The organism is Streptomyces sp. NPDC001750 (assembly GCF_042892615.1).
Classification (GTDB): domain Bacteria; phylum Actinomycetota; class Actinomycetes; order Streptomycetales; family Streptomycetaceae; genus Streptomyces.
Window position 1 is genome coordinate 11,622 of the sequence record NZ_JBIAUE010000052.1, and the last position, 15,419, is coordinate 27,040.

The 15,419-nt window shown below is 66.7% G+C and carries 6 protein-coding genes and 2 pseudogenes; 2 read left to right on the forward strand and 6 right to left on the reverse strand.

Annotation, left to right across the window (positions count from 1 at the left end):
* Positions 1–98: 98 nt before the first annotated feature.
* From ACFYY6_RS36685 to ACFYY6_RS36705, 5 genes and pseudogenes are all read right to left on the reverse strand, one after another.
* On the reverse strand, positions 99–437 hold the full coding sequence (locus ACFYY6_RS36685) for a hypothetical protein (protein ID WP_389197511.1): 339 nt from the start codon (positions 435–437) through the stop codon (positions 99–101).
* Complete coding sequence (locus ACFYY6_RS36690) at positions 434–7,246, reverse strand: RHS repeat-associated core domain-containing protein (RefSeq protein WP_389197513.1); 6,813 nt, start codon at positions 7,244–7,246, stop codon at positions 434–436. The genes ACFYY6_RS36685 and ACFYY6_RS36690 overlap by 4 nt, the downstream gene beginning before the upstream one ends.
* A gap of 208 nt (positions 7,247–7,454) precedes the next feature.
* The gene (locus tag ACFYY6_RS36695; protein ID WP_389197515.1) at positions 7,455–11,078 is read right to left on the reverse strand and encodes a LamG domain-containing protein; all 3,624 of its coding nucleotides are present in this window, start codon (positions 11,076–11,078) and stop codon (positions 7,455–7,457) included.
* Positions 11,079–11,107: 29 nt separating this feature from the next.
* Complete coding sequence (locus ACFYY6_RS36700) at positions 11,108–12,538, reverse strand: FG-GAP repeat domain-containing protein (protein WP_389197517.1); 1,431 nt, start codon at positions 12,536–12,538, stop codon at positions 11,108–11,110.
* Between the two features lie 600 nt (positions 12,539–13,138).
* A pseudogene (locus tag ACFYY6_RS36705) lies at positions 13,139–13,561 on the reverse strand (EamA family transporter); the annotation flags it as partial.
* Positions 13,562–13,625: 64 nt separating this feature from the next.
* Between ACFYY6_RS36705 and ACFYY6_RS36710 the strand changes: the two are divergent.
* A pseudogene (locus tag ACFYY6_RS36710) lies at positions 13,626–13,724 on the forward strand (IS6 family transposase); the annotation flags it as partial.
* 76 nt (positions 13,725–13,800) lie between these two features.
* Here ACFYY6_RS36710 and ACFYY6_RS36715 read toward each other — a convergent pair.
* Positions 13,801–14,520, reverse strand: coding sequence for an IS6 family transposase (locus tag ACFYY6_RS36715; protein ID WP_389197519.1), 720 nt, complete (start codon positions 14,518–14,520; stop codon positions 13,801–13,803).
* A 332-nt stretch (positions 14,521–14,852) separates the two neighbouring features.
* On the opposite strand from ACFYY6_RS36715, the gene ACFYY6_RS36720 reads away from it, so the two are divergent.
* Positions 14,853–15,314 carry an ATP-binding protein gene (locus ACFYY6_RS36720; RefSeq protein WP_389197521.1) on the forward strand — a complete coding sequence of 154 codons (462 nt, stop codon included), beginning with the start codon at positions 14,853–14,855 and terminating at the stop codon, positions 15,312–15,314.
* The last annotated feature ends 105 nt before the right edge of the window (positions 15,315–15,419 follow it).

Genomic DNA, 15,419 nt, shown 5'->3' on the forward strand with positions numbered 1-15,419 from the left:
GTGCCGCAGCCGTCGTCCGCTGACGTTGCCGTCAGCGTTGCCGTCAAACCTCAACTGGGCTCCTCCAGAATATCTTGGAGGAGCCCAGTCTTTCTGTGTCAGTAATCGCCGCCAGAAAGGATCACCGCGGCCAGAATACTCTCGCCACTAGCCTCACTATAAAGCATCACATCCATTTTTCCAGCCTGCACATGAATCAGCTTAAGCTCACTTGACTGTGCGCCATTGAAGGCAGACAGCAAGCCTGTCACAAGCCGAGTCACGTCGCGGTCATCACGAGCCTCTGCCCTTCTGAGGCGATTCTCGAAGATGCGAATCAACTGCGCCCTGGAAACGGTGCTCTCATGAAGGATGATTACACCGTACTCATCAACCGCCGCGGCAAGATGAACCATCCCCAGCCTAGTCGCCTCAGCGGAGATAAAGCTCTCGTTCATCGACCTGCTCCAGGTAGGTGCCACGGGCCCCTGTTGATGCTGATTTCAGCACCCTCGATAACCCCTTCCACTAGAAGCTCACTCTCACCGTAAATATCCTGCGGACCCTTAATTAGACGATCCTGTATGTCCGCGCGGCGATGGCGCATAACAATCCCTGGGCCATTGCCTAGTTCGGCAGCATCCAAGGCTACGCCTTCGTAATCGTCCGTCCAGGATGTGAATGGGCTATCGAGGTTGCCACCATTGTGCGACGCGGCATCAGCGTCTCCACCGCGTGGCACTGCTCGCCCTTCGAGAGCATCGTCATACTTGGAGTGCCCCCAATCTATTCCGCGATAGACGTGCTCCCCGGCCTCTTCTCCGCAGTTGTGAACGAGAATCGGAGTGGCCCCCGCCAGCACATAGTACGCGTGGACGTCATCGATGGTCAGGTCGTGTGTGCGCTGACGCTCTGTGAAGAGCCGCAGGTTCTTCACGGGGTAGGTTTTGCCCTCCGGTGTCTGAAGCATCATGCCCGGCTTCAGATCGCCGGCGTCCACGAAACGGTGCTCGTTCGCCACCCAGAAGGGGTGGGTGACCGTTGCGACAAGCGAGGAGTCGCCGTCAGGCGTGGTGACAGTGAGGTCGACGAACTCCTTGTCGTTCTCGGTGACGATGGTGCCGACGACCTTGCGGGTGAGCTTCTTGCCCGTCTTCGGGTCTGTCGTGACAACTGTGTCGCCCAGTGCGACGTCTTCGATGTTCTTGCGTTTGCCGTCGGCCAGCTCTACTTGCGTGCCTGGAAGGAAGCTGTGACAGTCGCTCTTCGCGAGTTTCGACTTCGCCGCGGCCCAGGCGCCCTTGGCCTTGTCATAGGCCTTGGATGCCTTCCACATCTCTTGGGCGCCGTCGACCAAGTCGGCGACCAGACCGGTGACCCGCTTGATCAGCTTGTAGGCTTTGTTCCAGTTCCATGGCGTGCCGTACTTCGCGAGGAACTTGCCGGCGAGGCCGCCTGCGAAGCTGCCGGCGACGTTCAGCGCCGTTTCGCCGCATGCGCCCAGGTCGCCGCTGGAGAAGCAGTCCAGGGCTGCGGTGATGCCCAGCTGGTCCATGACGATTTTGGTGATCGCCTTGACGGTCTGCTTGATGCGGTGCTTGGAACCGCTGAGGTTGCTCTCCGCCCTGTTCAGGTTGTCCCGGGCGTCGTTGGCCTGCTGCTGGTGTTTCGTTTGGCCGGTCTTGACGCGAAGGTCAGTGCAACTGCTGGGGTGCTGCTGGCAGTACGCCCGCTCGTCGGGGTCGTACAGACCCGTGGGGTCACTCGCCGAGACGGGACGGTTGTGTGCGTACGCGTACGCGTTCAGCTGCTGGGGGTCGCTGGTGTCCACCACGGGGTCGGGCGAGATGAACTTGCCGAGGAAGGAGTCGTACTCCCGCGCCCCGATCGTCGTCAGGCCCGTGGAGGCATCGATCGTGCCGCCCACGAAGCCCTTCTCCCCCGGCCAGGCGCCCTGCCCGGGCTGGGTACCGCGGTTGTTTCCGTACGGGTCGAAGCGGCGCTGGGTGATGGCCCCTGTCGTCGCGTCGATCGACAGCTCGCCGGTGCCGTGGTGGTCCGCGGCGAGGAAGAAGAGCTTCTTGGTGTTGTCACGGACCGCGATCGTGGAGTCGCCGTACCCGTAGTAGCGGGTGGCCTTGACCGTCGACGTGCCGGCGTCCAGGCGGAGTTCGGTACCGGGCAGGTAGATCGTGGTGCCCGCCGGGTCCTTGCGCTGGATCCGGCCGCCGTCGGCGTCGTAGAGGTAACTGGTCTGCGATGCCTCGTTCTTGTCGGGGGTCGTGGCGTCGTCGGGCCGGCTGTTCTTGATCACCTTGCCCGCGGCGTCATACTCCAGGGTCTGGGTGCTGCCTCCAATGGTGCGGGTGTGGGTGTTGCCCGCAGCGTCGTAGGTGTACGAGTACTCACGGTCTCCGGTCGGAGTGTTCTCGACAACCTTGGACACCTGATGCGTGCCCGGCTTGTAGGTCAGGGTGCGCTTGGTGTCCTTGGTGGCGTCCAGGCCGGTGTCGTGCACCGTCTCGGACAGCCGGTCGCCGACCTCGTCGAAGGTGTACGAGGTCCAGTAGGCCGCCGGTCCGCCGAGTGGGGAGCTGCCGGGTGTGCCGCCGCATGCGGCCGGGCCGGAGCCGTCGAGCGGGGTCTGGCTTCCGACGGTGCCGGACGCCTTGGCGGCGTCCTTGGTGGTCGCCGGGGTCCAGGCCTGCGTCATCCGGTACTGGTAGTCGTAGGTGAAGCACTGCAGGTCGGGAGTCCCGGTGCCCGCGGTGTCCGCGACCGACAGGATGTTGCCGACCTGGTCGTAGGAGTAGTTCGATTCCTTGGCCGGACCGGTGGTGGAGCCCGCGACATCGACCACGGAGCGGGTCAGCCGGTCGGTGCCCGTCTCGTAGTCGAAGGTCTGCCAGGTCTTCTTTCCGCCGTTCGACAGCTCCAACTGCTGCAGGAGGCTGCGTCCCGACCAGATGGTGTTGGTGACATACGGCGTGTTGCCGGTCATCGTCGTCATGCGCTGCAGGTCGTCGTACCCGTAGACGAGTGCCTCGGCGTCAAGACCGCCGACCGCGGGGACTCCGTCGCCCTGCTTGGTGCCGTCGCGGTTGTACGCGGCGGTGAAGGTGTAGATACCGGCCAGTGCTCCTTGGGAGGCCGGGACCGAGTAGGCCGTCTTCAGCGGACGGTAGAAGTCGTCCATGGACTGCACGACCGTGGCGAAGTACTCGGTGTCGCTGATGTAGCGCAGCGAGGCGTATTCCTTGCCCAGCCAGCCAGCCTTGTCGTAGCGCCGCTCGGTGAGCTTTGTGCCGGTGGTCGGGGCGCCGTCCCAGGTTGTCATGGTGCGGCCGAGCTTGTCGTAGACCGTGGAAATGGTCTTGTTGCGGCTGTCTGTGGACGAGAGGACCTGGTCCGCGTCGTCGTAGGTGGTCTTCGTCGTTCCGGTGTCCGGGTCCTGCGCCTCGGTCCGCCGGCCTCGCTGGTCGTAAATGTATTTCCAGATGTTGCCCTTGGCGTCGGTCAGCTGCGCCAGCTGGCCCGCTGCCGTGTACGCGTACGTGGTGGTGTCGTAGCCCGAGGGCGGACCTCCCGTGACAGGCGAGGCACCCTTGTAGTGACGCATTTCCGTGGTCTGGCCACGGGCGTTCGTCAGGGTCGTCGTCGGCGTGCCGCCGACCGGCGGGTCGATGTGGGTGCGGTCGCCGCCGTGGGTGTACGTGGTACGCCACTGCTCGGCGCCCGCGACCGCGAAGATCTCCGCGGTGGTGCGGCCCAGACCGTCGTACTCGTACTGGGTCTGCGCTCCGACCTCGCCGTTGCGCACGATCAGCAGTTCGTCCGAGGGCCCCCCGGACGCGTTGTACGTGGCGTTGGTCTTGAGGATCTTGCCGGTGGCGTCGTAGAAGGTGTCGGCGACCATGCGGGTGCCACCGGGGCCTTCGGTCTGCTTCTGGCGGGGCCTCAGCAGTCCGTCGTACAGCTCGTACTCGCTGCCGTACGAACCGCTCTCCTCGATCTTCTCCGTCTTGACTGCGACGACCTTGTCCCGGCGCACGTTGTACGAGTACTTGATGCTCGGGGTCTGTCTCTTGGCGCGGTCCGGCAGCCAGACCGAGACCAGTCGGCCGAGGCCGTCGAAGGCGAGGTCGGTGCGCTCGCCGTTCGCATCGGTCTGACCGGTGGACTGGCCCCAGGCCGCGGCGAAGTCGCTGGTCGTGACGTGTCCGAGGGCGTTGGTCACCTTCGTCTGCGAGATGAGGCCGTTGACATCGGTGTACGCGGTCTTGGTCTCCGCGCCGACAGCGTCGGTCTGCGAGGTGGGGCGGCCGAAGGCGTCGTATGCCGTGGTGCCCGTCACCTGATAGGTCGCGGTGGTGCCGTCGTGCGACTTGAGGCGCTCGGTCGTCGTCGCGTTGCCCTTGGTGGGCGCGGCGCCAAAGGCTCCGCCGTCGTACGAGGTGCGCTCGTCGGAGATGACCTGACTCGTGCGGCCGGGCGTCACGGAGCACTTGACGGCGACGGTCTCGATCCGTGACGTCAGCTCCAGCATGTTCGCCGCGGTGTTGTCCGCGTAGTACGTACGGGTGCACGTGTCGTCGGCGGCGGTGGAGAGGTCACCGAGGTCCTCGGACTCGATCACGCGGCCGGTGCCGTTGGACGTGTCGTACTTGATGTTCAGCTCGGTCTCGCGGCGGCCGTCACCGCCCTCGGTGACGGTGTAGCCGCGCACCTTGGTCGTCTTGGTGATCGACGCCCTGGTGGTGCCCCAGGTGTTGGTGTCCGTCGCGGTGAAGTACCGCGCGGGTGTGTTGATCGACTTGGAGACGAGCTTGCCGCCGTCGTAGGTCGCGGCCTCCAGCTCCTGACCGGTGAACTCCTTGTGGTCCGGGTACTTGGTGCCCTCGGAGTCGGTCACCTCCGCACTGCGCGTACCGCCTGCGGGGTCCTTGTCCCCGTCCATTCCCTGGAAGTACGTGTAGTCGACACGGGTGCTCTGCTTGTTCTCGGCGCCGCTGGTCACCTTGACCTTGCCGTAGCCCTGCCAGCCGCCCCACGTGAGATACTTGTCCTCGGTGATGCCGTCCGGCTCGGCCTTCCGCCAGGCGGCCGGGCCCTGGTAGTCGTACCTCGTTACCAGCTTTTCGCCGCCGCCGGTGCGGTCGGTCTCGATGACCTCCGCGACGACGTACTTGTGGAACCAGTCCGTGATCGGGTCGATGTAGCCCGGCGGGGACCACTTGACCGGGTAGCAGCGCTTGGTCGACTCACCCGGCTTCGGCAGCGCGTCCTTGGTGCAATTGGTGGGCGCGTAGTTGACGTCCAGCTGGGCGCCCGTCTCGCTCAGGACCGCGGCGAGCCGGAAGCGGTGGAAGGGTGCGATGTTGTCGCCGATCGCGTCCACGCGGTTGGCGAGCTGTATGCCGTAGAGCTCCAGTGAGGGAAGCTTGGCGACGGTGCCGACGCGGCCCTCGTGGTCGATCTTGGACAGCCACAGCGTCTTGGAGTCGTCGCCGTTGTCGGTGAACAGGTGGGTGAAGGTCCAGGCGTCCACGTCCTGGTACGTCGTGGCGTCCTTGCGGATCTGCGTAGTGACGCCGGCCAGCCGCTTGCGGGTCCAGAACGACGGCGCCACCTGCGAGGCGGTGCACTTGGTGCTCGCGGCGCAGTACCGGTCCATCGGGACGTCCGGCCAGTGAGCGGCGTTCTCCTTCTTGAAGTCGGCCGCCGCGCAGGTGAAGGTGTCAGTCGGCAGGCAGCGCTCTTGGGTGTTGAAGACGACGCGGGCGGGTGCCTTGGCGGCGTACACCTGGCCGTCGCGCTGGCCGTAGTCGATGCGCTTCAGGTAGCCGCCTGCATGGTAGGCGGTGCCGTTGACGTCCGTCTTGCCGTTCAGCGCGTAGTGGTTGGTCTCCCGTTCGTAGAAGTACGAAAGGGCGTTGCCCTGCGGGTCCTTGACGTAGTCGAGGCTCCAACGCCAGGCCTGGTTGCAGTGGGCGCTGGTGAAGGTGGCGTTGTAGCAGGGCTCGCCGGAGTCGTCGCCGAAGACCGGGGTGGTCCACACGGAGGCGGTCTCCTCGTTCCCCGTGGCCCAGCCGGGCAGCCGGTTCTTGCCGAAGTAGTACTCGGTGCCGTCGGTCGTGGTGATCTTCCAGTACTCACCGTCGTTGTCGCCGTTGGTAGCGCCGGTGAGCTTCTCCACCTTGGCGCCGTCGTCGGCGGCGAGGTGCCACTTGCCGTCGGTGTCGTCCTTGACCAGCTCCGTCGACATGCCGTTCAGCAGGATGGTGGCGTTGTCGAACGCCCAGCACTGCTCGGCGGAGCCGGAGTGGCCGTCGTCGGAGCACGCCTTGTAGCGGCGCTCGATGTAGCCCGGCTCGTAGCTGAAGCCCTCACCGATCCAGGAGCCCTGGTTGTTGGTGTCGGCGGTGCGGCCGTCGGCGGACTGGGACGAGTAGGCGAGGCCGACCGTGGGCGTGAGGCCGCCGGGGGTCGGCGGCGTACGCAGTGGGTACGACCAGGAGAAGCCGCCCGAGGAGTTCGCGACGGTCCAGCTCGCGGACTTCGACAGCGGAGTGGCCGAGTAGTTGCCCTGCGACGAGGAGTCGCCTGCGGCCAGGGCGACCAGCGAATCGCCCGTCACGGCCATGGTCGAGGTACCGGCGGCGGCCGGAGCGGCGGTGACGTCCGCGGAGACCGTGTGGTCCTTCGCGTTGTTCACCGTCGGCAGCGCCTTGGGCAGTCCGGGACAGGCCTTGCTGCCCGGCTCGGCGACCGCGGCGCAGGCCGGCATCTGTACGAGGCGCAGCCGGGCCCCGTAGTTGCCGCCGTAGCCGTCGTCGAACGCCGAATAGTCCACGTTCAGACGGACCTTGGCCGCCTGTTCGCCTTCATCCGCCCGCCGCACACGCAGCAGTGCGCCGGCACCGAGATCGGCGGCACGCTTCGGGTCCAGAAGGTCGATCTTGACCTTGCCCGGTGCCGTACTCGCCTTCCCCGCCGTGGACTTGGCCTTGGCGGAGACCTTCGGCGCGGTGACGGAGAGCGGCAGACCGCCGGCCCTGACCTCGGTGGGGCTCTTCGACCCGGCGGCCGACACGGTGATGTCGGCGCTGCCCTGACCGGGCCAGACGGCCTTGTCGAGCTGGGTCACGGCTGCCTTGCGGGCGGGGTCGGCCGGCCGGCCCTTGACCGTGCCCGCCGTGCCGTCGACCGGGTCACCGAGATCCTGGACGCCGGGTCGGCCCTGGCCTTTGCTGTCGGCGTAGGCCACGGCCTGAAGGGTGGACGCTGTCAGCGCCAGCGTCAGGCCGAGCACGGTTGTGCTGAGGATTCGTCTTGGTATGCGCCGATCAAGCAATCGGCCACGTAGATACATCAATGCACTCCATGTATCGAGGTCTCAATGGGCAAAGTGAGCAGGAAAAGAAGTCGCGGGTGTGCCGGCCCTCCGCGGAGGGCCGGCACACCCGCGAGGTGCGTTACATCTCCGGCAATGCCGTCAGCTTCGCCATCCGGCGGACGGCCACCGCGTCCGCCGCACCCGTGTAGGCGCGCACCTCGTCGATGGCGCCGGCGAAGTACTCGCTGCCGCCGCCCAGCGCCGAACGACCCACCTGCAGACCGCCGGTGGCGGCCCAGAGGGTGTCTTCGGCACCGTGCGCCGTGCTGGCCAGCTGTCCGTTGACATACAGCCGGATCTCATTGGCGAAGGCGTCATAGACCACGGCCAGGTGCTGGCCGGATCCGCCCGTGTCGGGCAGCTCCTGGTCATCGGTGAAGACCTTCACCTCAGCCTCGGACGAGTCGGACTGGGCGACCGCCAGCTCCCACTGCTGGGTAGCTGCCTGGTACCGGACCTGGACCCGGTTCGCGGCCGCCCCCGGCAGCGAGAGCACCGTCTGCGACTTCGTCGCGTCGAGCGAGGTGAGCAGCGCCCGGGCCGAGATCGTGAAGCTGGAGCCGCCGGTGACCGGGGGCGTGGCCGTGGCCGCGTAGTCCCCGTCTCCGTCGAGCACCAGGTTGCCTTCGCCTACCAGCGGCGCGGTGTCGAACAGCGGGTCCGCCGGGCGGTAGATCGACGCGTTGCCGGCGAGGGTCAGGCCCGCACCGTTCCCGGTCTCCGCGGAGACACCGTCGGTCGCCGCGTCGAGCTGCCAGTAGCCCTTGCGCTGCGGCTTGACCGTCTTGAGCTCAGCGACCTGCGCTGCGGGCAGCACCCGGTCGAAGACGCGGACCTCGGCGATGTCCCCGGTGAAGTTGTCGCGGTATCCGCTCTTCGCCGTGGCACGGCCGATCTGCAGCGGTCCGTACGACTTCCACACCGTGCGGCGCGCCGCGGCACCCTTGGACGACTCGTTGACGTACAGCCGCAGTTCGGTCGTCTGAGCGTCGTAAACACCGGTCAGCAGGACCCACTGGTCCTTAACCACGGAGACTCCAGTGGCCACAGCCTTCCATGCGCCGATCGTGTCGACGTCGGTGGCGGGCACGGAGAACGCCCAGGTGCCGGCCGTGGAGTCGTAGCCGAGGGTGAAGCCCGGCTCGCCCGTGCCGTCCTGGCTCACAACCGCCATGCTGTGGTCCAGGGCCGTGGGACGGACCCAGGCGCTCACGCTGAAGCCCTTCGAGGAGTCGATCACCGTCTCTCCGACATCGAGGTAGGCGCCCGCGCCGCCGTCGAAGGAAGCTGCGGAGTCCACCTTGCCGCCGGGTCCTTCGGCTCCGAAGGTGACACCGGTACCGACGTCCGCCGGGAATTCACCAGTCTCGTCGTGGGCTTCGGATCCCGCCTCGTCGGCGAGGTTCCACTGGCCCGCGACCGGGGCGCCTTCGGTCACCAGGAACTCGTAGTGCTGCTTGGCGGAGGGGTGCTCCGCCTTGTCGACCGCGATGACGTCCACCCAGTGGCGTCCGGCACGCGACGGCATCCAGGTCACCGATGCCGGGCCGCCCGCCGTGGACGCGGTCACCGTCGTGGTCGGGTTGGCGGTGCCGTCAAAGGCGTACCGGTACTTCACGATGTCGGTGTCGGGTACCGAGTCGTTCGGGTTCGGCGCGAAAGTGAAGGTGCCGTAGGTGCCCACCCCGTCGTGGTAGACGGTGTCCGACGGGTACTCCCTGGACAGCACGTTCGGCTTGCCGGGATACGTCTTGTCGTACATGAACTCGCAGCGCTGCGGGGTGTCGCTGCTATTGCTCCACGGGCCCCAGCCGTCGCCGTCGTAGGCGCGGGCGCTCCAGTAGATGACCACGCCCTCCGGGATCGTCGACTTCACCGTGTGCGTGAACTTGGTGTTGGCTGTGGGGGCCAGATAGGAGGTGTCGTACGTGTACGACGTCTCCGCGGTGGCTCCCTTGGGGGTCCAGGCCACCTTGAACTGCACCTTGACCTTGTCGGTCTGGCCGTTGGCGTGGTCGGGGTCGCTGGCGATCGCCTGGAGCTGCGGCGGAACATCGGTGTACGGGCGGTTCGCCCCCCAGGCGCAGATGCCGCCGGGGTTGGAGAACATGTCCGTCGTCTTGATCTGCCGCGGCAGGTTGTTGTAGCTGATCGACAGATAGGCGTTGCCGCAGATGCGCTTCCACTCGGGAAAGCGGGACTCGTCGGCGGCCCTGAGACCGAACGTCATCGAGGACCAGCCGCCAGCGGCCGCAGTCTTCACCTCGGAGGTGAGCTCACCGGTCGCACCGCTCTCGAAGTGCAGGTTCGCCTGGCTGGAACAGGACGTCGGCGAGATAGCCTTATTGACGGTCTGCAGGTGGTTCGACCAGTCGTCCTTGGTGTTCGACCAGTCGCTGCCGGAGGTGATGCTGTAGTTTTTGCCACCGATCCGGTACAGCTGGATCGGCTCGGCCGTCGGCGAAGCGCTGTAGATGTGCGCGACCCGGGCGTTGAACGAGGCGCCCAGGATCTGCTTCCCCTTGTAGAACGACATCGGCATGGTGAACAGCAGACGGCGTACGCCGACTCCGTTGCAGGACACAGGGTTGTAGTCGGTCGGGCACCTGCCCACACCAGCGCTGTCCGAGTACTTCCAGTCCTGCTCGCCCGGCATCCCGGACATCACACCGGTCCACGCTGTACGCGAGGTGGTGCGCTGGATCGGGTCGATGACCACCGGGAAGACGGTGTCGCTCCCCGTGAGCAGCTTCTGGTCGGGTATCAGCGTCAGCTTGCCCTCCGCGACCTCGATGTCCAACGGGGCGGCCTTGCCGCCACCGCCTGGGCCCTCAAGTGCGGGCGCCGGAGCGGTCTTCTGCTCTTCCATGGCGGGCGCGTCGGTCACCGAGGAGGTCAGGGACTGGGCGACAGCCTGCGGGCCTTCGCTCCTCGCCGCCGCCTCCTGGACCGCGGACGAGTCCCACATGCCCGGCTTGCCCGCCTCGAAGACCGTGCCACCCACTGCGGCGTCCTCGGCCTTGAGGGCACCTGCTGCGTCCTCCTTGACATTGAGGCCGTCGGTCGTCAGGCCGAGGTCGAGCCTGGCCAGCTGCGGATTCTCCGCGGCCTCGGGCGTCTTGACCACCAGCAGATGACCAAAGCCGTCGGCCTCGGCACGCACCTTCAGGTCGACGCCGGGAAGGGCATCGGCATACGTGGCCGTGTCTCCCTCGACCTGCGGCACGGGGAGCTTCCCGTACAGCCAGGTGAGGGCGAGCTTGCGGCCCGCACGGCGCATCGTCACGAAGGGCTTGTCCGTCTGCCCCGCCGAGAAGGTCAGCTCGACGGTGGAGGCCTTCGGACCCCAGCTCCCGTCCGCGTGCTTGACCAGTGTCTCGTCGATGTCGGTCCATGCGCCGTTGCGGATGGTGCGGATCGGATTGGTGTACTCGCGGGCCGTGAACGTCCCGTCCGGCTCGGCGAAGATCTCACGCCGCTCGGTGCGCAAGCCGAGAACCTCAACGTTCGTGCCACTCTTGCGGGCGGCCGCGAGGGCCTGATTCTCGGTCTGCACCGGCGCGGTCGAGGCCACTTCGGCCTGCTTGCCCTCCGTACCGCCGGTGTGCGGCAGCCAGGCCAGGCCGGTGGTCAGTACAGCGCCCGCCGCCACGGCGGCCACCGAGGTACGCAGCGCCAGGCTGCGCCCTGTTCGTCTGGACACTCGTCCACTCTCCATGTCGTTCATTGCGGTCAGCGGACTGTGGCACCGAAGGCGGCACGGTCGGTCGGGAGGCCGCCCTCACCGGGCTTCCAGGTCTGGGCGGGAGCACCGCCGGAGGCCACGTTCCACGGGAAGCCGTGGACCGCGTGGCCCTCGGCCGGGCCGTAGGGCATGCCCACGTACAACAGGGAGGGGCTGCTGCCCAGGCTCATGCCCGCGTACTGACGGGACGCGGGCTGAGCCGGAATGCCGTGGCCCGGCTCGATCCAGCTGTCTGCCGCTCCGGGCGCCCCGAGCATCGAGAACAGGGCCACTCCGCCCTTCTCCGCGTGCTCCTCCGCAGATTCCTCGCCCGGCACACCGACAGCAAGACGCATCGTGGCCGCCGTACTGACCACATCGGTTGCGGTGTTGACCGCGGCAAGCCGCTGACCGAAGAAATCGCCCGGCTCTGCCTCGCCTTCGACATCGGGGATGTTCTGATCAATCCACTGGGTCTGGACGACCGTCCGGTCGGCCTTGACCTGATACACCTGCACGGCACCTGCGTCGACCGTGGTCGAGAGATCCTCGCCGGGGACTCCCACCGCAAGCATCGAGTCAGTGATGGTCGCCGCACCGCTAGGCCGATATGGAGCCATCGCCAGCGAGGTCCCGTACCCGTCACCGGCCTGCGCCGCATTGTCGGGTCCGTCGGACCGTCCCTGGCCCATGCCGAACATCGGGGCCGGTATCCCGTCAGTGTTGAGTGACGAAGCAAACGCCACTACAGCGCCGGCGGATTGCACGGTTCCGAGCGACTCACCCGGCACACCGACGACGAAGTGGCGGTCGGTGGAGGCGAGCGACGCCCCGAAGCGATCGTAGGGCTCGGCATCCTCCCACACACCGGTGCTGTCCTGGCCGAAGGACACCGAGTTCAAGGAGGCGCCGTAGACGTAGTGAGCGATACCGATGTCCGTACCGCCGGGTCCGTCCTCTCCGGGCGCGCCGATGACGAGGAAGGGAATGTTGGTGGTCGACTTGCCGGCGGTCAGGGCATATCCGACCCAGTCCTCCGCCTCGTAGCCGCCCCCCAGCTTCCCGTCGGCACCTTGGCGCAGGCCCACTGATGCCACCGCTCCCTGACCGAGGCCGGCCGGGGAGCCGTAGACGAGATGCACCAGGCCCGCGTCCTTCACCACCCCGTCCGCCAGGTTCATATCCTCATAGGGGGCGCCCACAGCGATGTCACTGCAGCCATCCAGGTTCGCGTCGTACACAGCAAAGGAGAAGCCGAACTGGTCTCCGGTCTCAGCCGAGTCCGAAATATTCGCTGTATCCTGCGAGAGTTCGAAAACTCCCTTGCCTCCGCCGTACACGACATGGACGAGCCCGGCCCGCTGCTTTCCGGACACAGTGGCTTCCGGATCGGCTATCACAACGTCACGAATGCCGTCCGCGTTGAAGTCGGAGGCCACGCCGGAGCATGCGGTTGCCGCGACCGCCGGTGCGCCCCTGCCCAACAGGCCACTCTGCCCCAGCGCGAGGAGTGCCGCCGCCAAGACAGTCGCGATCGCCCCTCGCCGGATGGCCCGCAAAGGACCACCACTCAAACCAGCCGCATGCACAGCTGTTTGCAGCATTTTTTCCGCACTCCCCCATACCAGCGGAACGCGCGCCGGCGCCCACCGAGGTCCATGTTCTCGAACGTGATGCAGCCGGGACCATGCCGCCCGCAATCCTGCGGAAGCGATGGACCATGGATCAACAGGCTTTTTTCGCACGCCTGTTGATCCATGTCAGCGTGAAGGACATATGAACGTTCAAACCGGATGCCGGACGCGCGCGCATGACACACCGACGCCCCCCGGTCACCTGAGTTCCCCACCCGTGACGACTACTTGAAGCGGGGTTTACTTTGCCTTGGACCAACGAGACCGACAACCCACCCATGTCCGGCATCTTCCGATCTCGGCGATCACGAGATCATCACAATGAACACATGAGGCTCAACTTCTGGCCTGGAGAGCCTGTTCTGACACACGGTGGAGTCGTCAGCGTCGGACCGTAGCCTCGGCTCACGGCAACTGACGCCGAAGGCCGTCAGCAACCCGGTCGAGCGCAAGATCTCGGCCAACACCGTGCGCACATGCCGCGCCCGTCCCTGGGGACGTCTCCGGGCACACACCCGCCCTCTCCCCCTCATCCACCACGACCCCCGTCGGCGCCCGCTCCGGCCCCGGCTCGCACGCCGCCTCCGGCGCCGTCGCACGCCCCCGCCACGTCCCGGCGAGCGAGGTGAGGGCCACTCCGCCCACCAGCAGCGCAGCCGCGCACCACCGCAGTGGGCTCACCGACTCGCCCAGCAGCAGTGCGGCCGAGGACATCCCGAAGACGGGGACGAGCAGCGTGAACGGGGCCACCGACGACGCCGGGTGCTGGCGCAGCAGGTAGCCCCAGGCGCCGAAGCCGAAGACGGTGGTGATCCAGGCGACGTAGAGGCACTGTCAGGTTGGCTGACGGGTGGGATGATCTTAGGGTTGATCATGGTGGAGGGGGTTGTCCGTGAGCAGTACGCCGCCGTCGTACAAGGGGCACCGGTATCCGGTCGAGATCATCGCGCACTGCGTGTGGCTGTACTTCCGCTTCCCGCTGTCCTTCCGCGGGCGTTGTCACGTTGACGGCGGGTGACTGGTCGGTAGAGCTTCGAGGCGTGCTGGGGTGTGGTTCCGGTGCCGGTTCAGGCTGCGGCCGGTCGGCAGATGTTCTCGGTGACGTGGTCCCAGACGGTGAAGCGGGTGGTCATCTCGAGGCGATGCTCGGCGGCGGTGCGGAGATTCCGCCGGGGACGGAAGTGGGGTGAGATGCTGCCGAACGCGGACAGGAACCGTTGGGCGGCGCCGACGCTGCGGAAGCCCTTCATGGCCCGTTCCCGCTGTCGCGTGGGTTGGTGAGAGTTCTCGGCCCGGTTGTTCAGTCCTTTGTGAGCGCGGTGTTCCACCGAGGGCATCAGCTTCCGGTGAGCGGCGCCGTAGGAGCGAAGTTTGTCGGTGACCAGCACCCTCGGTACCCGGCACTGCTTCTTCATCAGCTTGGCCATGAACCGCTTCGCGGCTTTGGTGTCCCGCCTGGACTGCACCAGGACGTCGAGGACGTTGCCGTCCTGGTCGACCGCCCGCCACAGGTACCGCCGCACCCCGTTGATCTTGATGAAGACCTCGTCGAGATGCCATTTGTCACCGGGCCGCGGCCAGCGGCGGCGCAGCCCGTCGGCGTAGGCCTGGCCGAACTTCGCACACCACCGGCGGACGGTCTCGTAGGAGACGATCACGCCGCGTTGGAGCATCAGTTCCTCCACCTCGCGGTAACTGAGCGGGAACCGGAAGTACAGCCACACGCAGTGGGAGATGACTTCGACCGGGTAGCGGTGCCCCTTGTACGACGGCGCCGGGTTCACCACAACGATCCCCCTCCAGCATGATCAACCCGAAGATCCAACCATGCCATCCGCCAACGTGACAGCGCCCAGCCAACACCCCAGGCGGATAAGAGACTTCGAAAGAGATCACCCTAACGAGCCGAAGTCAGTAACTGAAGTGACAGACCCCGCGGTCGCCGATACGGCCCGGGGCGTGGCCATCAACTGGATGGAGTTGACGGCATGGCCCACGCTAACGCCCACCCGCAGACCCGGACGCAGGGAAGGCTTCTCCCTGCCTCCGGACGCCACCAAAATTCACTGCTTCACCTCGTGCCGTGCTCGGTTCGGGCTGAGGGGCGGTGATGGGACGCATGAACGTAGTGCGTCCCCGCCGCACAGGGCATCCCGGCTACAACGTGGTCCTGCCACGAGAGCCGCAGACAGCGACCGAGGCCCGGTGCCTGGTACGGGTCTCCCTGTCCGCCTGGGAACTGGACCACGCCACAGGCCCGGCCGAACTCGTGATCTCCGAACTCGTCGCCAACGCCGTCCGGCACGCCCGCGGCCCGATGGTGCGCGTCATCGTCGAACGCCCCACGGACGACCAGGTCTACCTCGGCGTCGTCGACCGCGCCCCGAACGCTCTGCCGCAGCAGCAGACACCGCACGCCGAGGCCTCACAGGGCCGGGGACTGCTGATGGTGGACGCGTTCACCACCCGATGGGGCTATGACCGGTTAGGCCCGGCGAGACGCTTCTGGGGCAAACGCGTATGGGCCCTGCTGCCAGCGAAGGCAGATTCCCCCGCGCGGCAGGGCCATCACGTGAGGTAGACGGGGGTGTGGCTAGTGCCGCATCAGGCAACGTTCGCCCCGTCGCGACGCCCGGCACGCCCTCTCGCCGCACCGGCCGAAATCCCAAGTACATCCAGTACGAGG

Bases quoted from the DNA above. Each gene is read 5' to 3' on its own strand.
- ACFYY6_RS36685 (WP_389197511.1), bottom strand. From the start codon at position 437: ATGAACGAGAGCTTTATCTCCGCTGAGGCGACTAGGCTGGGGATGGTT.
- ACFYY6_RS36720 (WP_389197521.1), top strand. From the start codon at position 14,853: ATGAACGTAGTGCGTCCCCGCCGCACAGGGCATCCCGGCTACAACGTG.